Below are 20,873 nucleotides of genomic sequence, written 5' to 3' on the forward strand. Positions count from 1 at the left end.
CCGGCCTGTGCGGGACCGTCGGCGGCATGGATGCCGCCGAGGAGCCTACAGGGACGTATTCACGGCGTGTCCCGCACAGGCCGGGCTACCGGCTTCCCCCCACGGAAGCTTCCGTGCTTGAAACATGTATTCCCGTCGTGTCCCGCACAGGTTGGGGCCGTCGGTTTCTGCCTTCGTTTCACCCGCAGAAGCTTCCGCACTTGAAGGGATGTTTTCGCGCCGTGTCCCGCACAGGCTGAGCCACCGACTTCCCGGCAGAGGTCCTCTCGCATTTGTGGCGAATTTTTCTTTCCCGGCTTCGAGGTTCGGCTTCCCGGCGGTGCAGCATTCGCGGGGATGGCCATGATTCGGGGTTTCCCTAGCCGGGTTCGAACAGTTCCGGCTGTGCGGCCAGGTCGTCGGGGCCGGCGAATCCGGTCAGGCCCACGCCGACGAGGCGATAGCGCGTGCGCGAGGGCAGGCCGACGCGCTCGCGCAGGGCGCAAGCGATCTCGGCCAGCGCCTGCGCCGAGGCCGGCGGCTGCGGCGGCGTCAGGCTGCGGGTCAGGATGCGGAAATCGCCGGTCTTGAGCTTGAGCACCACGGTGCGCGCGATGCGCTCGGGATGCTGCATGCGCTCGCGCTGGTAGCCGGCCCAGTTGTGCTCGGCGAGGCGGCGGATGTGCGGCTCGGTTTCGGCCAGCAGCAGGTCGTGCTCGAAGGTGTCCTCGCTGGAGATCTGCAGCGTCGGGCGTCCGGACACGACCGGATGCTCGTCGATGCCGTACGCGAGCTCGTGCAGGCGCCGGCCCCAGCGGCCGAAGCGATGTTCCAGGTCCTCCGCCGCGAAACCGCGCAGGTCGGCGACCACGGCGACGCCGAGCGCGGCGAGCCTGCGTTCCATCACCTTGCCCACGCCCGGCAGCCGACCGACCGGCAGCGGCGCCAGGAACGCCTCGACCTGGTGCGGGCGGACCACGAACAGACCGTCGGGTTTGCGGAAATCCGACGCGATCTTGGCCACGAACTTGTTCGGCGCCACGCCCGCGGAGGCGGTCAGCCGGGTTTCCTCGCGGATCGCCGCGCGGATCGCCTTGGCGGCGGCGGTCGCGGAGGGCAGGCCGCTGGCGTTGGCGCTGACGTCCAGGTAGGCCTCGTCCAGCGACAGCGGTTCGATCAGGTCGGTATGGCGCGCGAAAATCGCGTGCACCTGGCGCGACACCGCCTTGTAGCGCACGAAGTCCGGCGGCACGAACACCGCCTGCGGGCACAGCCGTTCGGCGCGCAGCGCCGGCATCGCCGAGCGCACCCCGAACCGGCGCGCCTCGTAGGAGGCCGCGCATACCACCGAGCGCTTGCCGCGCCAGGCGACGACGACCGGGCGCCCGCGCAGCGCGGGATCGTCGCGCTGCTCCACCGATGCGTAGAACGCATCCATGTCGACGTGGATGATCTTGCGCTGCGGCGGAGTCACGCCACGATTCTAGCGGTCGGGCGGCGCACCGGACCGACCGCGCCGCATCGGCGCGCCCAGGACGGCATCGATCGTCGAGGGCCGTGGAACGACGCAGGCGGCGGCCATGTCGCCGGTGCGTTGCGCGACGACGGGCCCCGTGCCGCCGCGCCGGGCGCCGGCCGCGGCGCTCAGACCACGCCAGTCCCGTAGAACACGCCGATCACCACGAACACCGCCAGGGTCTTGATCAGGGTGATCGCGAACACGTCCTTGTAGGCCTGGCGGTGGGTCAGGCCGGTGACCGCCAGCAGGGTGATCACCGCGCCGTTGTGCGGCAGCGTGTCCATGCCGCCGGAGGCCATCGCCGCGACCCGGTGGAAGACTTCCAGCGGGATCCCGGCGGCGTGCGCATTGGCGATGAAGGTCTCCGACATCGCCGCCAGCGCGATGCTCATGCCGCCCGACGCCGAGCCGGTGATGCCGGCCAGCGCGGTCACGGTGACGGCCTCGTTGACCAGCGGGTTGGGGATCGCGCCGAGCGCGTTGGCCACGACCAGGAAGCCGGGCAGGGCGGCGATCACCGCGCCGAAGCCGTATTCGGACGCGGTGTTCATGGACGCCAGCAACGCGCCGCCGATCGCGGTCCGGGTGCCTTCGGCGAAGCTCCGCGTCACCGGCTTCCACGCGAACGCCAGCACGCAGGCGATGCCGAGCAGCAGCGCGCCCTCGACCGCCCAGATCGCGGCGACCTTGGACACCTCCTGCACCACCGGCGCGGCGTTGCCGACCACCGCCGGCGCGAACGCATGGCTGCTGCCGTAGAAGGCCGGGATCGCGTCGGTGAGCAGTTTGTTGGCCACGCCCACCAGCAGCAGTGGCGCGATCGCGACGGCCGGGTGCGCGAGCCGGCTGCCGGCGAACGGCGCCGGTTCGTTGACCAGCGCGGCCGGGTCGCCGTAGCCCTCGCCCTTGCGCAGCGCGACGCGGCGCCGCCAGTCGAGGTAGCTCATGCCCAGGATCAGGATGAACACCGCGCCGATCGTGCCCAGCCAGGGCGCCGCCCAGGCGTTGGTGCCGAAGAACGCCGCCGGGATGATGTTCTGGATCTGCGGCGTGCCCGGCAACGCGTCCATGGTGAAGGTGAAGGCGCCCAGCGCGATCGTGCCCGGGATCAGGCGCTTGGGGATGTCGCTCTGGCGGAACAGCTCGGCGGCGAACGGGTACACCGCGAACACCACCACGAACAGCGACACCCCGCCGTAGGTCAGCAGCGCGCACACCGCCACGATCGACAGCATCGCCCGCGAGGCGCCGAACAGGCGGATGGTCGCGGCCACGATCGACTTGGAGAAACCCGACAGCTCGATCACCTTGCCGAACACCGCGCCCAGCAGGAACACCGGGAAATACAGCTTCAGGAAGCCGACCATCTTGTCCATGAACAGGCCGGTGAACATCGGCGCGACCAGCGACGGGTCGGTCAACAGCACCGCGCCCAGCGCCGCGACCGGCGCGAACAGGATCACGCTGTGGCCGCGGTAGGCCACGTACATCAGGAAGCACAGCGCGGCCAGCACGATCACGAATGCCATCGGTTCGTTCCCCGGCCGCGACCGGCCTGTCCCGGGCTGGAAGTGTCGGCAACGCCGCCCGCACGGCCCATTGTCCGAAGGTACGATGCCGCGCCGCCGGCGCCCGCCCTAGGCTTGCGCCCCATCTGCGGCGCATGCCGTGCCTGCGATGTCCAAGGGGAGAGTCGATGAAGCGCAAGTATTTGAGCCTGGCGATCGGTGGCGTGCTGATGTCGTCGGTGCTGGCCTCGCCGCTGGCCGTGGCGCAGGACGCTCCGGCGGCCGCGATCACGCAGGACCAGACGCCCGCCCCTGCGGCACAGACCGAGGACAAGGCGCAGACGACGACGCTCGGCGCCGTCACCGTCACCGCGCGCCGCCGCGAGGAGTCGATCCAGGACGTGCCGGTGGCGGTCAGCGCGTTCGGCGAGGACCAGCTCAAGGACCTGCAGGCCAGCGACATCTCCGGCCTGCAGGGCGCCGTGCCCAACATGAACATCGTCCAGGGCCGCGGCTCGTCCAACAGCGTCAACGTCTTCATCCGCGGCATCGGCCAGCCCGACGCGCTGCAGACCTTCGACCCCGGCGTGGGCATGTACGTCGATGACGTCTATTACTCGCGCATCAACGGCGCGATGCTGTCGCTGTTCGACGTCGCCCAGGTGGAAGTGCTGCGCGGCCCGCAGGGCACGCTGTACGGCAAGAACTCCACCGGCGGCGCGATCAAGATCGCCACCAAGGATCCGTTCGATTATTCCGGCGGTTCGGTCGAAGCCACGGTCGGCAACTTCGGCCGCGTCGAGGGCCGCTTCTATTACGGCGACCGTTTCAGCGAGACGGTGGCGGGCAGCATCGCCGCGGCCTGGATCGGCAACGACGGCCACGTGCGCGACCCGGCCACCGGCCGGCGCTACAACGACGACGACACCCGCGCGGTGCGCGCCAAGCTGGCGTTCCGCCCCAGCGAGACGTTCGACGCCACCCTGTCGCTCGATTACACCCGCCAGGACGCGGCGCTGACCCTGGGCCATCCGACCGCCCCGTTCCTGATCACCGACCTCGTCACTGGCGCGTACTTCACCCCGGCGCCGTCGGCCGATTACGACTTCGAGACCCGTACCTCGTTTTCGCCGGACAAGGGCCAGGAGATGACCCACAAGGGCGCCTCGCTCAACATGGCGTGGACGCTCAACGACGCCTGGCTGCTGAAGAGCATCAGCGCCTGGCGCAAGCTCGACAGCGAGTCCTACATCGACATCGATGCCTCCGAATACGAACTCGGCGACGTGTTCGTCGGCTTCCACCAGGAACAGTGGAGCCAGGAGCTGCAGCTGCAGTACGACAACGGCAGCAACGTCAGGGCGATCTTCGGCGCCTACTACCTGGACGAGAAGGTGCCCTCGCACCAGGAAGCCTACGCCGACAGCCTGTTCACCAACGGCGGCGTCGCCGTGGACTTCCTGCGCACCATCGACGACGACCTGCACACCACCAGCAGCGCCCTGTTCGCCAGCGCCGACTGGGATTTCGCCCCGACCTGGACGCTCTCGGCCGGCGTGCGCCACACCCGCGAAAAGAAGGAATACTCGCGCACGACCAGCATCTTCTGGGATTCCACCTCGCTGTTCCTCGGCTTCATCCCGTTCCCGGCGCTCAACCAGGATCCGCAGGCGGTGATCGACGGCGCGCACAAGACCTGGAGCGCGACCACGCCGTCGATCAGCCTGAAGAAGGCCTTCAGCGACAACGTCACCGCCTACGCCTCGGCCAGCCGCGGCTTCAAGTCCGGCGGCTTCAACGGCCGCTCCAACACCCAGGCCGAGTCCGACAACCCCGAGTTCGATCCCGAGTTCGTCTGGACCTACGAGCTGGGCCTGAAGATGCAGTCGGCCAACCGGCGCCTGTCGGCCAACATCGCCGCCTTCCACAGCGAGTACGAGGACTTCCAGGCGCGCGTCTCCGAGGTGCTGGAATCCGGCGGCATCCCGTCGTTCAACTTCCCGGTGCTCAACGCCGCCAAGATGACCATCGACGGCATCGAGTTCGAAGTCCTGGCGCAACTGGGCGAGCGCACCACGCTGTCGGCGCAGCTGGGCTGGATGGACGCCGGCTACGACAAGTTCGTCGATCTGCGCACCTCGGACCCGACGCGGGTGGACTACAACCCGAACCTGCACGACCACGTGCCGTTCTCGCCCGAGTTCACCGGCCGCATCGCGCTGCAGCACGGCTTCTCGCTGGGCGACAACGGCACCCTGACGATCGGCGGCGACGCCTCCTACCGCAGCAAGACCTGGCTGTCGGTGGACAACCGCGAGAACCTGAGCCAGGGCGCCTACACCCTGCTCGGCCTGTACGGCGTGTGGGACTCGCCCGACTACGCCTGGCAGGTCCGCGCCGGCGTGCGCAACCTGACCGACGAGACCTACAAGACCGAAGGCCAGGAGTTCTCCAGCGTCGGCAACATCCAGACCGCCTACTACGGCATGCCGCGCAACTACTACCTGTCGGTGCGCTACAACTTCTGACGCCGCGGCAGCGTGCGAACCGTGCGGAAGATGGCGGCGGGCCCGGTCCCGTCGCCTTCTTTTTTGCCGGTAGGATTGGCCCATGAGCCGGGGGCCTGACCGATGCTGAGCGTTGCCGTGGTCGTGGCCGCGGCGACGCTGTGGCTGGGGCTGCTGTTCGCGGCCGGCCTCTACGGCGAACGCCGGCCGCAGGTGCTGGCCACGCACTGGCGCCATGTCTATGCGCTGTCGCTGGCGGTGCACTGCACCTCCTGGACTTTCTACGGCACGGTGACGCAGGCGGCGCGCTACGGCTGGCCGCTGCCGCCGACCTTCCTCGGCGCGATCGTGCTGTACGTGCTGGCGGCCGCATTCATGCTGCGGCTGGTGCAGCTGGCGCGCGAGACCAACGCCACCTCGATCGCCGACCTGATCGCCACTCGCCTGGGCAAGGACGCCTGGCTGGCGGCGACCGTCACCCTGGTCGCCGCGCTCGGCCTGATCCCGTACATCGCGCTGCAGCTCAAGGCGATGGCGATGAGCTTCGCGATGCTGACCACGCGCGGGGCGGGCGACGCCGCGCCCGCCTGGCAGGACAGCGCGCTGTACGTGGCGCTGGCGATGGCGGCGTTCGCGATGCTGTTCGGCACCCGCCGCGCCAGCGCCGCCGAGCACAACCGCGGGCTGGTGCTGGCGATGGCGGTGGAGTCGCTGTTCAAGCTGGCGGCGATGCTGGCGCTGGGCGCGTTCGTCTGGTTCGGGCTGGACGCGCTGCCGGCGGTGGCCGCGCGCGTGCCGGCGCCGCCCACGGCCGGCGGCTTCGCCCCGCTGGTGCTGCTGGGCGCGTTCGCAATGTTCATCCTGCCGCACCAGTTCCACATCGCCGTGGTCGAGTGCCGCGACGAGCGCCACGTGCGCACCGCGCGCTGGCAGTTCCCCCTGTACCTGCTGCTGATCGCGCTGCCGGTGCTGCCGCTGGCGCGCGCGGGCGAGGCGCTGCTGGGCGACAGCGTGCCGTCGGACCTGTACGTGCTGGCGCTGCCCTTGTCGCAGGGGCAGCACGGGCTGGCGCTGTTCGCGTTCCTCGGCGGACTGAGCGCGGCCACCGGCATGGTCGTGGTGAGCACGCTGACGCTGAGCCTGATGATCGGCAACCACTGGTTCGCGCCGGGGCTGCTGCGCGGGGCCTGGGCGCGCAACGACGGCAGCGACCTGCGCGGCAGCGTGCTGGCGCTGCGGCGTGCCGGCATCGTGGCGATCATGCTGCTGGCCTGGGGCTACAGCCGCGTGGTCGCCGGCAGCGAGGCGCTGGCCGACGTCGGCGCGGTGTCGTTCTCGGCGCTGGCGACGCTGGTGCCGGCGCTGGGCTTCGCGGTCTGGCGGCCGCAGACGCCGCCGCGCGCGGCGGTCGCCGGGGTGCTGGCGGGATTCGCGGTGTGGTGCTGGGTGCTGCTGCTGCCGATGGCGCTGGAACTGCGCGGGACGGCGCCGGACTGGCTGCTGCACGGGCCGTGGGGCTGGAGCTGGCTGTCGGCCGACGGCCTGTTCGGCCTGACCGGCTGGAGCCGGGTGGGGCGCGCGGTCGGCGCCAGCCTGTTCGTCGGCACCGCGAGCACGGTGCTGGTCGCGCTGTGGCGGCGCGAGGCCCCGCGGCGCGCGCGTCGCGGCCTGGATGCGCAGACCCTGCGCGACGCCGGCCAGCGTTTCCTGCCGCGCGAGCGGGTCGACGAGCTGCTTCGCGGGGCGCCGCCCGCCGGTGCGGTGCCGGTGTCGACCGAGGCGCGGATCGAGCGCGAACTGGCCGCGGTGCTGGGCTCGGCCTCGGCGCGGGTGCTGCTGGATGCGGCCCGGCGCGAGGCCGGGCACCTGGACACGGTGGCGGCGATCGTCGGCGAGGCCTCGCGCGACCTGCGCTTCAACCAGCGCGTGCTGGAAGCCGCGCTGGAGAACATGAGCCAGGGCATCAGCGTGGTCGATGCGCAGCTGCGGCTGGTGGCGTGGAACCGCCGCTATGTCGAACTGTTCGGTTATCCCGAGGCGATGCTCAAGGTCGGCATGCCGATCGCCGACCTGGCCCGGCACGCGCTGCAACGCATGCCGCCGCAGGGCGACATCGAGCAGGCGCTGCAGCGGCGCCTGGCGCACATGCGCGCCGGCACCGCGCACCTGACCGAACGCGTGTTCCCCGACGGCAGCATCGTCGAAATCCGCGGCAACCCGATGCCCGGCGGCGGCTTCGTCGCCACCTTCACCGACGTCACCGCGTTCCGCAGCACCGAAGCCGAGCTGCTGCAGGCCAAGGGAACCCTGGAGCAGCGCGTGGAAGAGCGCACCGCCGCCGCCGAGGCCGCGCGCCGCGAAGCCGAGCGCGCCAACGACGCCAAGGGCCGCTTCCTCGCCGCCATCGGCCATGACCTGCTGCAGCCGCTGCATGCCGCGCACCTGTTCACCGACGCGCTGGCCGGGCAGGTGCCGGAGACCGCGCGCGAGTCCGTGCGCCAGGTGCGCGGCGCGCTGGATTCGACCACCGGATTGCTGACCGACCTGCTCGACCTGTCGCGGCTGGAAGCCGGCGGGCTGGATCCGCAGCCGCGCGACTTCGCCCTGGCCGAAGTGCTGGAACCGCTGGCCTCGGAGTTCCGCGTGCTGGCGGCCGAGCGTGGCTTGAAGTTCGACTACCTGCCCACGCGCGCGTGGGTGCACAGCGACCCGCAGCTGTTGCGGCGCGTGCTGCAGAACTTCCTTGCCAATGCGGTGCGCTATACCGCCAGCGGCCGCGTGCTGCTGGGCGTGCGCCGCGCGGGCGACGCGGTGCGCATCGAGGTCCACGACACCGGCCCCGGCATCGACCCGCAGGTGCAGGCATCGCTGTTCGAGGAGTTCCGTCGCGGCGAGGGCGCGGCGGGGCAGGGCCTGGGCCTGGGGTTGGCGATTGCCGATCGCATGGCGCGGCTGCTGCATGCGCCCCTTGGCCTAGACAGCCGCCCCGGTGCCGGCACGGTGTTCGCGCTGACGCTGCCGCGCGCCGCCGCCCAGGCCGTGCCGCTGGCGACCACGCAGCCGCGCCACGGCCTGGCCGGTACGCGCGTGCTGGTGCTGGACAACGAACCCGTCGCCCGCGCCGGGCTGCGCCAGCTGCTCGAAGGCATGGGCTGCATCGTCGTGGATGCCGGCGATGGCGAGGGTGCGCGGCGACAACTGCAGGCCATGCCGGCCGACCTATGGCTGCTCGACTACCACCTCGACGACGGCGACACCGGCGTGCAGGTGCGCGCGCGATTGGCGAGCGAGTTTGGTGCCCGACCGGCAGTGATCCTCAGTGCTGATGCGGGGGTCGAGGTGCGTGCTGCGGTGCACGAGGCTGGCCTGCCGCTGCTGATGAAGCCGTTGAAGCCACTAGCACTGAAGTCGGTGCTGGATCGGTTGTTGGTGGCGCGGGGGATGGGGTAGGGCTACTTTCGACCCAAAAGCCGACCGCCGGTTTCATTCACAATAGCCCTTGGGGTAAGACATCGAGTGCCGCACGGCAGGCGCACTTTTCCACAGAACCTCGGGCATGAAAGCCAAATTTCCAGCGGGATCGAGGGGTTCTGTGAAGCACCCAAACCAGTTACGGCTGGCGGGAAGTCCGCCGCGGCTGGTGGGGCAGTACTTCAACCGGGTATTACTTCGGCCGCGCGACCTGACTTGCTTAAGCGTCGTGTGGGCGCGACAGTGTCCCAAAGGCTATGTGCTCGCAACAACTGCGCGGTGGAAGCTTCACGGAGATAAAAGGGGTGGGTCTTGTCGATTGTCCTGAACGCATTTCCGCTGAAAGTCCCTGAGTTAGAGATTGAAGTCCTCCAGATTCCGTACGGCAAGGAAACCTTGGAGGACCTTCGAGACCGTTACAGAGCGACACATGCCTTCCGCAGGCAGGGTGACAACATTCTGATTTTTTCGGGGGACGGCACGTTCCCGACCTCTGGCAGGCCGCAGACAATCGCGCTTAAGGAGAACTTCGGCATCTTCTGCTCGCTGGTCAAGGACGGGCTGATTCGGCATCTCGCCGGGCTGGGCCGTAACCCGTCTGGTTTCAATCCTATCGAGTTGGTGAGCGCCAAGTCGGAAGACAATCTTCTGGTCTCGATTCTTGGGGACGCGTACCCGTTCAAGGTCTGCGCCAAGTACTCAATTGACACCCGTACAATCCAAGGCCGTCCATGCCTTGTTATTGATTGCACAACGCGCCGCGTGCTCAAAGAGAACGGCCTGTTCTTTCTGAATGCCGGATTCGATCTCATGGGCCGCTATGTCGTCATTGAGCAAGAGGATGGATACAGAAGGCTCTTGGGCTCGGTGAGCAGCTGCAAGGGTGGAACGCTCGATGTTGCGCAGCCCGACGGCCAAGTCGTTCAGACCGAAGCGAAAGACGTTTATCTGGAGGCTAGTCGGACAAACTTCGACGACTACATTTTTCACACGCACGGAGCGCAAAAAGACGTTATCGTCGAGCGTATCCGGCAATCCGTTTCCGCATTCAATCGAGGCGAGAATAAGAAGGCGCGCATCGACACGCTCAAGAAGTACATCCAGTCGAGGGCTATCCCCCTGATCGGCGGAACGCGCATTGAGATCGAGGATTCACCCAATATCCAGAAGCATTGCGGGCAAATGCAGAAGCCGGTGTTCATCTTCAACGACAGTGTCGAAGCAGATTGGGCCGAGAAGGGTCTGACACAGAGTGGCCCCTATACGAAGCGCACCTTCGATAGGAACGATCCGTCGATCTGCGTGATCTGCGCCCAGCATGACAAGGGGCGTGTCGAGCAATTCGTTCGCAAGCTACTGAAGGGCATCTCCAGCAGCAAGTACTTCAGCAACGGCCTTGAAGGCAAATTCACGCTCGGAACCAGCCGCGTGGAGGTGTTCGCGACAGCCACCGATAGCGTGGAGGGATACAGGAACGCAATCGAGGCCGCGATCCGGAAGAAGGCGGATGATGGCGGGCGCTGGGACTTGGCCCTCGTGCAAGTCCGACAGTCCTTCAAGAAGCTCAAAGTCACGGAGAATCCGTATTATCTCGGTAAGAGCCTTTTCTTCCTGCATCAAGTTCCGGTGCAGGATTTCACGATAGAGCTTCTTGCTCAGCCCGATTATTCGCTTGGGTACTCGCTCAACAATATGGCCTTGGCCTGCTACGCGAAGATGGGTGGCGTCCCTTGGCTTTTAAAATCCTCACCGACTCTATCGCACGAACTCGTGATCGGTATCGGTAGTGCGAATATCGGACAGGAGCGGGGTGTCGATAATCAGCGGATTATGGGCATCACCACCGTCTTCTCCGGCGACGGCAGCTACATCGTCTCGAACACCTCGAAGGCTGTCGTACCGGAAGCTTACTGCGAAGCGTTGACCACCGTTCTCGGAGAGACGATAGAAAAGATTCAGAAGCGGATGAACTGGCAGAAAGGCGACACGATCCGCCTGATCTTTCATGCGCAGGTCAAGAAGTTCAACAAAGAAGAGATCGAAGCCGTTCGCGCTGTGATCGACAAGTACCATGAATATCAGATCGAGTACGCCTTCCTGAAAATCTCGGAGGATCACGGGCTGCATATGTTCGACTCCGCGACGGCCGGCGTGAAGAAGGGGCGACTGGCTCCGCCGCGTGGGAAGACGTTCAAGCTTTCCAAGCACCAGATGCTTGTCTACCTGATTGGCCAGCGCGAACTGCGTCAAGACACAGACGGACATCCGCGCGGCGTGATCCTTGATGTTCACAAGGACTCGAGCTTCAAAGACATCACGTATTTGAGCGCCCAGCTATACAGCTTCGCATCGCATTCCTGGCGCAGCTACTTCCCCAACCCGATGCCGGTAACTGTCAGCTATTCTGACCTGATCGCCCGGAATCTTGGATGGCTGAACCAGCTTCCGGGCTGGAACGACTCGGTGATGATCGGAAAGATCGGGCAATCCCAATGGTTCCTGTAGAGAAGGAAAACGCGTACCAATTGCGCGAGTATTTGCATCGCAAGGTGAGCGAGAGTGCGCATGCTGATCCTTTCAAATCTTCTTTTCTGTGTTTTCTGGGGTTGTCGAGGGATGGTGTTTCCTCCTTCGATTTTGCGATGCTCTCCTTGTATCAGCGGTGCTCAATTGCAGGTCTCGGCGTCCTGGACGAAACCGTTTCGACCCTGGATGTCTCTCGCCTGCTCGGCCAAGCCGCCAAGATCGACTCCACACCGCGCCCATGGGTCTCCGACATGTTCGGGGTCATGGCGGTGAAATGGCTGGTCGGACAGATGAACAACGCACGCATCGCCCGCGAGTTCGAGAATTGGATTTCAGGGTTTTTGGCTCAGCAGATCAGCAGCGATCATCTCAATCTCTTCGAGAAGGATATCGCTGCGTATATCCGCAGCAGCGATTCCGCGGTCTACGCGAGCGCATGTGTTCCGCTCTTTCTTCATTATCGGCGGATACGGCGAATCGACGATCACCAGCTCCGCCTTTCTCTAATCGGCTGTTTTATGGCTGAGTTCCGAGCGCAGGCGCAAGCGCAAGAAGACAATTCGACGGCACTGTTGAGCCTGATGGTTTACGTCTTCGACCAGGTCAATCAGGACGTGGCCGTAGTGCCGCCGAAAGGCTGGAGTCTCAACGATCTTTTAGGATTTCTGGAGCATATCCCCGTCGGCCTCAAGCGGTGGACATGGGAAGACGCGGGGCGCACGAGAGGCGCGGAACCCGTCAAGTGGCAGGTAGAAAACGAATACCATGTCCAGAACTTGCTCTATGTCTTGCTTGCGCCGATCTTCAACGACATCGCGGACGAAGTGAACCTTCAGCCTGTCGGGCAGAAGAACCCGCGCATTGATCTCTACCTACCCTCGCTGCATACGATCATCGAGGTCAAATACCGGAAAGACGAGAAGAAGTCCTTTCAGGCTCTCATTGGCGAGATCGCCGAAGATGCGTCTCTCTATCGTGCCGACACGAATTACAAGGGCGCGCGGATCGTCATCTTCCTGTGGGACTGCACACGCGCGACACAGGAGCATGCAAAATTCAAGGAAGGTGTCTCCAAAATCGATGGAATTGATGGGTGCGTTATAACTAGCGCACCCTCCACAATGAGTTGGTAGGCGCCGTGCGCTAGTGGCGGGGCTGCGTATTCCTAATGGCCGCAAGGGGACATCCCCTGGATGGCGGCTTCTGGCCGATTCCGGCCCTTGCAGCGCCCGGCTATAACTGCCTAGCCGGATCACTCAACTCCAGCTCCCGCAACACCACGCTGGCCTGCGTCCGGTTCCGCACCCCGAGCCGCTCGAAGATCGCCGTCAGGTGCGCCTTGACCGTCCGCTCCTGCACGCCGAGCCGGTCGGCGATCTGCTTGTTGAGCAGGCCTTCGGCCACCAGCGCCAGCACCCGGAACTGTTGCGGCGACAAACTCGCCAAGCGCGCCGCCAGCTCCGCATCGCCGGGCAGGGACCGGGCGCCATCGACTGCATTGCGCAGCGACGGCGGCAGCCATTGCTGCAGCCCCAGCACGGCGCGGATCGCCTCGCGCAGGTCTTCCAGCCCGGTGCTCTTGGGCAGGTAACCGGCGGCGCCGTGGTCCAGCGCGCGGCGGATCACCCGCGGGTCGTCGTTCGCGGACACCACCACCACGGCCACGCCGGGATGTTGCGCGCGGATCGCGGCCAGGCCGGCAAGGCCGTGGTTGCCGGGCATGTGCAGGTCCAGCAGCACCAGGTCGATGCCGGGTTCGGCCTCGAGCGCGGCGAGCACGCCGTCCAGCGAATCGGCTTCGCGCACCTGCAGGTCGGCGACCGCATCGGCGGCGGCGCCGCGCAGCGCGGCGCGGAACAGCGGATGGTCGTCGGCGATCAGCAGGGTCGGCATGGCAGCGGCCGGTTACGCGGGCGGGCCGGACGGCACGGCGCGACCGTCGCCCCGTCCCCTCATTGAACCGTCCAGCCGCCGTCCACTTCCAGGGTGTGGCCGGTGATGTTGCGCGCCGGCGGCGAGATCAGGAATGCGGCGATCCCGGCCAGTTCGTCGAAGCCGATGAACACGCCCTTGGGCATCGGCTTGAGCATCACCTCGCTGACCACCTGCGCCTCCGGGATGCCGCGGGTGCGCGCCTGGTCGGCGATCTGCTTGTCCACCAGCGGGGTCTTCACGTAGGTCGGGCAGATGGTGTTGATGGTGATGTCGGTGTCGGCGGTTTCCAGCGCGATCACCTTGGAGAACCCGAGCAGGCCGTGCTTGGCGGCGACATAGGCGCTCTTGTACGGGCTGGCCACCAGCGAGTGGATCGAGCCGATGTTGACGATGCGGCCGAAGCCGCGCTCGCGCATCCCCGGCAGCAGCGCGCGGGTGAGGCGGGCGACGCCGACCAGCATCACCTGCACCAGGAAGTCCCACTTGGCGATCGGGAATTCCTCCAGCGGCGCGACGTGCTGCAGGCCGGCGTTGTTGACCAGCACCTCGACCGGGCGCGAGACCGCGGCCAGGGCGGCGGCAACGCTGTCGTCTGAGGTGACATCCAGCACCAGCGCTTCGGCCGAACCGCCGGTGCCGCGGATCTGCGCGGCGACCGCTTGCGCGGCCTCGCGGTTGACGTCGGTCACGACCAGGTGGTGGCCGGCTGCGGCCAGTTCGGTGGCGATGCCGGCGCCGATGCCGCTGCCGGCGCCGGTGATCAGGATGCAGCGCGTGGCCATGGGCCGCCTCGCGGAGTGGGGAGATCGCTAGCCTAGCAGGGGGCGGCCGGCGGCGAGGTCGGACCAAAGTACGATGCCGCGGTCATCGCGGCTTGCTAGGGTTGCGGCATGAACGCCTCCCGCCCTGCCGTCGCTGCCGCGATGCTGCTCGTCCTTGCGGGTTGCGCATCGGCGCCGCGTGCCGACGCACCCATCGCCGTAGCGGACGCCCACATGTCGACTCCCGCCGCCTTCACCGCATCGCACGCCAGCACGCATCGCGACGGCGACGACCTGCTGACCGCGGGCCTGGGCCTGGCCGGATTGCAGTCCGCGCTGCCGCCGGCCTTTGCCGATGCGACGCGCCCGACCGCCGCCGAGGCGCGCCGCCGGGCGATCTGGAGCAACTGGCGCGGGATCGCCGACCTGGCGCCCGGCGGCGGCTACGGCAGCGTGTACGGCAGCACCGCGACGGTGCCCGGGCGCGAGTTCTCGGCGCTGGCCACGTTGCCCGGCGCGCGCCAGCCGCACCGGGTGCTGGTGCAGGTGCCCGATGGCTTCGACCGCGCCCGGCGCTGCCTCGTGGTGGCGCCGGCTTCCGGCTCGCGCGGCATCTACGGGGCGATCGCCGTCGCCGGCGCCTGGGGCCTGCCCCGGGGCTGCGCGGTGGCCTATACCGACAAGGGCGCGGGCAGCGACTATTTCGATCTGGACGCGGGCATCGGCGTGCGCGTGGATGGCACCCCGGGCGCCGCGGCCGATGGCGGGCTGGCCTTCGTCCCGGAGGCGCCTGTCGGGGCAAAGGGCGTCGCCTTCCGCCACGCGCATTCGCAGGACAATCCGGAAGCCGACTGGGGCCGCCATGTGCGCCAGGCCGCGCAGTACGCGCTGCAGGTGCTGGCCGAGGCGCTGCCCGACGCCGCGCCCTTCACCTTCGACAACACCCGGGTGATCGCGGTCGGCATCTCCAACGGCGGCGGCGCGGTGCTGCGCGCGGCCGAGCTTGCGGACAGCGGCACCGACGGCGACTGGCTGGATGCGGTGGTCGCCGGTGAGCCGAACATCTACGTCGAGGCCGGCGGCCGCGCGCTCTACGACTACGCCACCGAAGCGGCGCTGCTGCAACCCTGCGCGTTGCTGCATCTGGATCCGGCGTCGATGGCGCAACCGCCGATGCGGGCCACGGTCGAGCGGTGGTGGACGCTGCGTTGCGCGTCGTTGCAGGCCGCCGGCCTGGTTTCCGGCACGACCGTCGCCGCACAGGCGCAGTCGGCTTACGACGCGCTGCGCGCCAGCGGCTGGACCGACGCCGCGCTGCGCTCCGGCGCCGCGTCCAGCGGCTTCGACCTGTGGCGGTCGGTGGCGGCGACCTACGCGTCGGCCTATGGCCGCTACGGCGTCGGCGAGCATCCCTGCGGCTACGGCTTCGCCGCGCAGGCCCCGGACACGAGCCTGCGCCCGGCCACCGATGTCGAGCGCGCCGCGTGGTGGTCCGACGCTGCCGGCATTCCGCCGGGCAACGGCGTGAACCTCGTCGACAGCAAGCTCGCGCCGCCGGACTTCACCCTCGCCGGCCTGCAATGCCTGCGCGCTTTGTGGGACGGGCAGGGCGCCGATGCCGACCGCGTGCGCGCAGGCATCGCCGAAACCCGCGCCGCGCTGCCGCGCACCGGCCTGCCGGTGGTGGTGGTGCACGGCCTCGACGACGGCCTGGTGCCGCCGGCCTTCAGCAGCGCGCCCTACGTCGCCGCCGCGCAGGCGGCCGCGCGCGAGGTGCGCTACTGGCAGGTGCGCAACGCCGAGCACTTCGACGCCTTCCTCGGCTTTCCGGACTACGCCGCGCGCTACGTGCCGATGCTGCCGTACGTGTATGCGGCGCTGGATCGTGTCGATGCCTTCCTCGATGGCACGGGTGCCTTGCCGGCCGATGCGGTGATCGCGACGAAGCCGCGCGGGAGTGCCGCCTTGACTGCCGACGATCTCGCTATCCCGTAGCCGCCGTCACCCTCGCCCCGCATCACGGCCCACCCTTGCCCCGCGGCCCGGCTCACCCTCGCCCCGATTGCGGGGAGAGGGACAGGTTCGCGCAGCGAACCAGGGTGAGGGGTGCGTCCTGGCAACCCATGCCGCGGAACTCCGCAGTTGCCGATTTCACGCCGGCTTTGGCACCCTGTCGCCGTCGTCATGCCCGGACCGCCGATGCCCAAGCGCCATTTCTCGATGCTGCGCGAGTTCCAGCTCGCCGACTGGTTCACCCTGGGCAACGCTTTCTGCGGCACCGGCGCGATCTTCGCGGCGATGCGCTTTTTGCAGGAGGGCATCGTCGCCGATTTGCTGTGGGGGATGGCGCTGATCCCGCTGGCGTTCGTGTTCGACGCGCTCGACGGCCGCATCGCGCGCTGGCGCAAGGTCGCCTCTACGCTGGGGCGCGAGCTGGACTCGCTGGCCGACGTGATCTCCTTCGGCGTCGCCCCGGCGGCGCTGGGTTACGCCTGCGGCCTGCAGGGCGGCTGGGACTGGGTGGTGCTGTCGTACTTCGTCGGCTGCGGCGTCAGCCGGCTGGCGCGCTACAACGTCACCGCCGAGTCGCTCTCGGGCGAGGAAGGCAAGGTGAAGTATTTCGAGGGCACGCCGATCCCCACCAGTGTGGTGATCGTCGGCTTGCTGGCGCTGGCGGCTTTCTCCGGCCGCCTCGGCGCCGACCTGTGGTTCGGCGAATTCCGGCTCGGGCCGTGGCTGCTGCATCCGCTGGTGCTGGTGTACGCGCTGTCGGGCTCGCTGATGATCAGCAAGACCCTGCGCATCCCGAAACCGTAGGGCGGGTTGCGGGCGGCCGTCCGGCCCGCGAGGCGGTCGGATCCGCAGGCCCCGGGCGGGCCTGATCGACCAGCGAACGCATCGACACGGATCGGGTCCTGCATCCCGCAGCCCCGCGCCGATCCGGCCTGCGACGTGGCAGTGCAACAGACGCGGCGCTAGCATGGGCGCAACCCAGGAGGATGCATGGCGAACACGCAGGGACCGGGCGATTTCGAAGCCCTGGCACGGCAGTACTGGAATGCCTGGGGCGAGGCGATGCGTCGCGGCCTGCCCGGCGCCCATGCCGACGCCGCCGGCGTGCCCGGCTGGCAGGACGCGATCGACTGGTGGAGCCAGCTCGCGCACGGCGGCCGCACCGAGGCCAACGCCGCGGTCGAGCGCTTCAACGCGCAGGCACGGAGCTGGTTCGGGCAGATGCAGCAGCTGACGGCGCAGTTCGCCGGCCAGCCGGCCGGCGCCGCCGACATCGCCGCGGAATGGAAGCGGGCCCTGGGCGCGATCGGCGACAACCCGTTCCCGGAGCTGTTCCGCGCCATGCGCGGGCGCGGCGCGCAGGGCCTGGAGCAGTGGATCGAGGACGCCACGCCGTACCTGGAAGCGATGCGCCGCGAGGCCGGCAGCTGGCTCGGGCTGCCGGCCTTCGGCCTCGGCCGCGAGCACCAGGAGCGGCGGCAGCAGCTGCTGCAGGCGCAGCTCGATTACCAGCAGCGCAACGCCGCCTACAACGCGCTGATGTTCAAGGCGCTGCAGCGCGCCTTCGAAGTGTTCGAAAGCAAGCTCGCCGAGCACGAGGAACCTGGGCGGCAGCTGAGCTCGGCGCGCGCATTGTTCGACCTGTGGATCGACGCCGCCGAGGAGGCCTATGCCGGGATCGCGCTGTCGCCGGAGTTCCGCGAGGTCTACGGCGCCCTGGCCAACGCGCAGATGCGCCTGCGCCAGGGCGTGCAGCGCGAGGTCGAGCAGGCCGGCGCGCTGCTGGGCATGCCCACGCGCAGCGAGGTCGATGCCGCGCATCGCAAGATCGCCGAACTGGAGCGGGTGGTGCGACGGCTGCGCGCTGCGGCCGCGGACCCGCAAGCGTCCGCCGCAGCGCAGGCGGCCGGCCGCGGCCGTCGTGCCGACAGCTCCGGGTCCGGCGGTGAGAGTGCCGTGGCTGCGGTCGCTCCGCCGGCCGGTCGCGCAGATGCCAAGCCGGCAAGTCGTGCAGGTGCCAAGTCGGCAAGTCGCGCAGATGCCAAGCCGGCAAGTCGCACCGGCGCCAGATCGGCAAATCACGCGGATGCCAAGCCGGCCGGGCACGCGCGTGCGACACCGGCCGCGGCCAGCGCCGCGACAGGCGCGGCGCGCAAGGTCACGGCGAAGAAAGCCTCGGCGAAGAAAGTGCCGGCGACGAAGACGCCGTCCAAGAGGACCCCGCGATGACCGGCCCGCTCGACATCACCCCGCAGACGCTCGCCCGCGAAGCGCTGCAACTGCAGGCCAAGCTCGGCGCCGGCCTGGGCACCCTGCGCGAGGTCGAGGGCGTGGACTACGGCGCCACCGTGCGCGAGGAGGTCTGGCGCGACGGCAAGGTCGTGCTGTACCGCTTCCGCGGCGACGGCAAGCCGACCGCCAGGATCCCGCTGCTGATCAGCTACGCGCTGGTCAACCGCCCGTACATGGTCGACCTGCAGGCCGACCGCTCGATCGTCAAGGGCCTGCTGGCGCGCGGCGAAGACGTGTACATCATCGACTGGGGCTACCCGGACCGCTCCGACCGCTACCTGACGCTGGAGGACTACATCGAGCGCTTCCTCGGCGGCGCGGTCGATCACCTGCGCCAGGCCTTCGGCCTGGATGCGATCAACCTGCTGGGTATCTGCCAGGGCGGCGCGTTCTCGCTGTGCTACGCGGCGCTGCACCCGGACAAGATCGCCAACCTGATCACCATGGTCACGCCGGTGGATTTCCAGACCCCGGACAACATGCTGTCCAACTGGGTGCGGGAGCTGGACGTGGACCTGTTCGTCGACACGCTGGGCAACGTGCCGGCGGACCTGATGAACTACAGCTACCTGATGCTCAAGCCGTTCCGGCTGAACCTGCAGAAGTACGTCGGCCTGATCGACATCCTCGACGACAAGCGCGCGGTCGAGGACTTCCTGCGCATGGAGAAGTGGATCTTCGATTCGCCCGACCAGGCCGGCGAGGCGTTCCGCGAGTTCATCAAGCAGTTCTACCAGGGCAACGGCTTCGTCAACGACGACATCGCCATCGGCGAGCGCCGGGTGCACCTGCGCGCGGTCGCGATGCCGGTGCTCAACATCTACGCCGAGCAGGACCACCTGGTGCCGCCGGCGGCGTCGCAGGCGCTCAAGGGCCTGATCGGCAGCCGCGACTACACCGAGCTGTCGTTCCGCGGCGGCCACATCGGCATCTACGTCTCCAGCCGCGCCCAGACCCAGGTGCCGCAGACCATCCACGACTGGCTGGCGCAGCGCGCGCGCTGAGCGCGCCCTGCGCGGCCGAACCGCGATGCCGTGTGCCCGCCGGGAGCGACGCCGGCCGCCGCAACGCAGGCGCAGCAATGTGGCGCGCAGCCGCAGGCGGCGTCAGCCCTGTGGCTTGTCGGGCGGACGGTCCGGCCCGCCGGACCGCGCTAGACTGGCGCCGCGTCCCGATGCGGAACCCTCGCGCATGAGCCCTTCGCGTCCCTTCACCCGCTCCCGTACCGACCGCGTCCTGGCCGGCGTGATGGGCGGCATCGCCCAGCGCTTCGGCTGGAACTCGACCCTGCTGCGCGTGATCTACGTGATCGTCTCGATCGCGTCGGCCGCATTCCCCGGCATCCTCGTGTACCTGATCCTGTGGCTGCTGATGCCCGAGGAATGAATCCGCTGTGGCGGGCGCTGCGCGTGCTCGGCGTGCTGTGGACCGCGCCCAACACCGCGCTCGGCCTGGTCGCCGGCGCCCTCGGCCTCGCGTTCGGCGCACACGCGCATCTGCGTCCGCACGACCTGGCGCTCGTGTTCCACCGCATGCCGTGGGGTCCCGGCGGCGCGCTGACCCTGGGCAACGTCATCCTGCACACCGGCGACACGCTGGACTCGCCGTGCGCGACCTACGCGCACCGCGACGGGCACGCGCAGGAGGCGCCGATCGTGCTCGCCGACCACGAGCGCGCGCACGTGCTGCAGTACATGGCGCTGGGGCCGCTGTTCCTGCCGCTGTACCTGCTCAGCGGCGGCATCAGCGCGCGCAACCGCTTCGAGCGCGCGGCCGACCGCTACGCGCAGTCCGGCCGCGGCTGGTGGCCCTGGAGCGGCCGCGACCACCGGCCGACGAACGGTCGTTGCTCTTGACGCGGGAATAACAGGCACCGCGCTAGGGTGCGGCCGTCGGAGAAAAAGAGGTCAGCAAAGGCGGACCAACGGCGCAAGCCGGAGAAAAGCCGGCGCAGGTCTCAACAGCTCCGACACGAAGGCTCAGCCGACCGAGGGAAACCTCGGGAGACTGGGCCTTCACTTTTGTGGGGGAACCCAACGCTATCGGGCTTGCGTGCGGGCGGCGCACACGATGACATCGTGGCTGATCGCATCACAGCGCGGCATGCCTTCCCGCAGTCGAGTCAGCAGCATGACGGCGCGGGATTTGCATTCGCAACTCGGTGCGTTGCGGGATCGACGTGGACAGAAACGAGGCTTCTCCCGCGAGCGGGAACTTCCGCGGGGGGAAGCCGGTAGCCCGGCCTGTGCGGGACACGCCGTGAATACATCCCTGTAGGCTCCTCGGCGGCATCCATGCCGCCGACGGTCCCGCACAGGCCGGGCCACCGGCTTCCGGGCAAGTGAGTCGGCGCTTGTAGAAA

General features: G+C 68.3%; 14 protein-coding genes. 10 read left to right on the forward strand and 4 right to left on the reverse strand.

What is annotated here, in order from left to right; all coding sequences use genetic code 11:
- Positions 1 to 358: 358 nt before the first annotated feature.
- Both dinB and D0Y53_RS08550 read right to left on the reverse strand, forming a co-directional pair.
- Positions 359 to 1,453 carry a DNA polymerase IV gene (gene dinB / locus D0Y53_RS08545; RefSeq protein ID WP_117202812.1) on the reverse strand — a complete coding sequence of 365 codons (1,095 nt, stop codon included), beginning with the start codon at positions 1,451 to 1,453 and terminating at the stop codon, positions 359 to 361.
- Positions 1,454 to 1,623: 170 nt separating this feature from the next.
- Entirely contained in the window at positions 1,624 to 3,027 is a 1,404-nt protein-coding gene (locus D0Y53_RS08550; protein WP_117202813.1) for a GntP family permease, read from the reverse strand.
- Positions 3,028 to 3,194: 167 nt separating this feature from the next.
- Here D0Y53_RS08550 and D0Y53_RS08555 point away from each other — a divergent pair, with 167 nt between their 5' ends.
- From D0Y53_RS08555 to D0Y53_RS08570, 4 genes are all read left to right on the forward strand, one after another.
- Positions 3,195 to 5,534 (forward strand): TonB-dependent receptor, encoded by a 2,340-nt coding sequence (locus D0Y53_RS08555; RefSeq protein ID WP_117202814.1) that lies wholly within the window; start codon positions 3,195 to 3,197, stop codon positions 5,532 to 5,534.
- Between the two features lie 102 nt (positions 5,535 to 5,636).
- Positions 5,637 to 8,963, forward strand: coding sequence for a hybrid sensor histidine kinase/response regulator (locus D0Y53_RS08560; RefSeq protein WP_117202815.1), 3,327 nt, complete (start codon positions 5,637 to 5,639; stop codon positions 8,961 to 8,963).
- A 333-nt stretch (positions 8,964 to 9,296) separates the two neighbouring features.
- Positions 9,297 to 11,489: an argonaute/piwi family protein gene (locus tag D0Y53_RS08565; protein WP_117202816.1), complete on the forward strand. Its 2,193-nt coding sequence runs from the start codon at positions 9,297 to 9,299 to the stop codon at positions 11,487 to 11,489.
- The gene (locus D0Y53_RS08570; RefSeq protein WP_199492035.1) at positions 11,414 to 12,643 is read left to right on the forward strand and encodes a PD-(D/E)XK nuclease domain-containing protein; all 1,230 of its coding nucleotides are present in this window, start codon (positions 11,414 to 11,416) and stop codon (positions 12,641 to 12,643) included. Before D0Y53_RS08565 ends, D0Y53_RS08570 begins: the two co-directional genes overlap by 76 nt.
- Positions 12,644 to 12,743: 100 nt before the next feature.
- On the opposite strand, the gene D0Y53_RS08575 is transcribed toward D0Y53_RS08570, so the two are convergent.
- Positions 12,744 to 13,403: a response regulator gene (locus D0Y53_RS08575; RefSeq protein ID WP_117202818.1), complete on the reverse strand. Its 660-nt coding sequence runs from the start codon at positions 13,401 to 13,403 to the stop codon at positions 12,744 to 12,746.
- Positions 13,404 to 13,462: 59 nt separating this feature from the next.
- Positions 13,463 to 14,227 (reverse strand): 3-hydroxybutyrate dehydrogenase, encoded by a 765-nt coding sequence (locus D0Y53_RS08580; protein WP_117202819.1) that lies wholly within the window; start codon positions 14,225 to 14,227, stop codon positions 13,463 to 13,465.
- A gap of 213 nt (positions 14,228 to 14,440) precedes the next feature.
- On the opposite strand from D0Y53_RS08580, the gene D0Y53_RS08585 reads away from it, so the two are divergent.
- From D0Y53_RS08585 to D0Y53_RS08610, 6 genes are all read left to right on the forward strand, one after another.
- Positions 14,441 to 16,201 (forward strand): 3-hydroxybutyrate oligomer hydrolase family protein, encoded by a 1,761-nt coding sequence (locus D0Y53_RS08585; protein ID WP_158550624.1) that lies wholly within the window; start codon positions 14,441 to 14,443, stop codon positions 16,199 to 16,201.
- A 204-nt stretch (positions 16,202 to 16,405) separates the two neighbouring features.
- Positions 16,406 to 17,023, forward strand: a complete 618-nt coding sequence (locus D0Y53_RS08590; RefSeq protein ID WP_117202821.1) for a CDP-alcohol phosphatidyltransferase family protein — start codon at positions 16,406 to 16,408, stop codon at positions 17,021 to 17,023.
- A gap of 186 nt (positions 17,024 to 17,209) precedes the next feature.
- A complete protein-coding gene (gene phaE, locus D0Y53_RS08595) occupies positions 17,210 to 18,448 on the forward strand; it encodes a class III poly(R)-hydroxyalkanoic acid synthase subunit PhaE (protein WP_117202822.1) in 1,239 nt (412 codons plus the stop codon).
- Positions 18,445 to 19,515, forward strand: a complete 1,071-nt coding sequence (locus tag D0Y53_RS08600) for a class III poly(R)-hydroxyalkanoic acid synthase subunit PhaC (RefSeq protein ID WP_117202823.1) — start codon at positions 18,445 to 18,447, stop codon at positions 19,513 to 19,515. The genes phaE and D0Y53_RS08600 overlap by 4 nt, the downstream gene beginning before the upstream one ends.
- A 187-nt stretch (positions 19,516 to 19,702) precedes the next feature.
- Positions 19,703 to 19,897, forward strand: coding sequence for a PspC domain-containing protein (locus D0Y53_RS08605; protein ID WP_117202824.1), 195 nt, complete (start codon positions 19,703 to 19,705; stop codon positions 19,895 to 19,897).
- The gene (locus D0Y53_RS08610) at positions 19,894 to 20,367 is read left to right on the forward strand and encodes a hypothetical protein (RefSeq protein WP_117202825.1); all 474 of its coding nucleotides are present in this window, start codon (positions 19,894 to 19,896) and stop codon (positions 20,365 to 20,367) included. Before D0Y53_RS08605 ends, D0Y53_RS08610 begins: the two co-directional genes overlap by 4 nt.
- The last annotated feature ends 506 nt before the right edge of the window (positions 20,368 to 20,873 follow it).

It is taken from the genome of Cognatiluteimonas weifangensis (assembly GCF_003416885.1).
In the GTDB taxonomy this organism is placed as follows: Bacteria; Pseudomonadota; Gammaproteobacteria; order Xanthomonadales; family Xanthomonadaceae; genus Cognatiluteimonas; species Cognatiluteimonas weifangensis.

Excerpts from the sequence above, each read along its gene's own strand:
- D0Y53_RS08550 (WP_117202813.1), bottom strand. The coding sequence starts at position 3,027 with ATGGCATTCGTGATCGTGCTGGCCGCGCTGTGCTTCCTGATGTACGTG.
- D0Y53_RS08555 (WP_117202814.1), top strand. The coding sequence starts at position 3,195 with ATGAAGCGCAAGTATTTGAGCCTGGCGATCGGTGGCGTGCTGATGTCG.
- D0Y53_RS08560 (WP_117202815.1), top strand. The coding sequence starts at position 5,637 with ATGCTGAGCGTTGCCGTGGTCGTGGCCGCGGCGACGCTGTGGCTGGGG.
- D0Y53_RS08570 (WP_199492035.1), top strand. The coding sequence starts at position 11,414 with ATGGCTGAACCAGCTTCCGGGCTGGAACGACTCGGTGATGATCGGAAA.
- D0Y53_RS08575 (WP_117202818.1), bottom strand. The coding sequence starts at position 13,403 with ATGCCGACCCTGCTGATCGCCGACGACCATCCGCTGTTCCGCGCCGCG.
- D0Y53_RS08580 (WP_117202819.1), bottom strand. The coding sequence starts at position 14,227 with ATGGCCACGCGCTGCATCCTGATCACCGGCGCCGGCAGCGGCATCGGC.
- D0Y53_RS08585 (WP_158550624.1), top strand. The coding sequence starts at position 14,441 with ATGTCGACTCCCGCCGCCTTCACCGCATCGCACGCCAGCACGCATCGC.
- D0Y53_RS08590 (WP_117202821.1), top strand. The coding sequence starts at position 16,406 with ATGCCCAAGCGCCATTTCTCGATGCTGCGCGAGTTCCAGCTCGCCGAC.
- phaE (WP_117202822.1), top strand. The coding sequence starts at position 17,210 with ATGGCGAACACGCAGGGACCGGGCGATTTCGAAGCCCTGGCACGGCAG.
- D0Y53_RS08600 (WP_117202823.1), top strand. The coding sequence starts at position 18,445 with ATGACCGGCCCGCTCGACATCACCCCGCAGACGCTCGCCCGCGAAGCG.
- D0Y53_RS08605 (WP_117202824.1), top strand. The coding sequence starts at position 19,703 with ATGAGCCCTTCGCGTCCCTTCACCCGCTCCCGTACCGACCGCGTCCTG.
- D0Y53_RS08610 (WP_117202825.1), top strand. The coding sequence starts at position 19,894 with ATGAATCCGCTGTGGCGGGCGCTGCGCGTGCTCGGCGTGCTGTGGACC.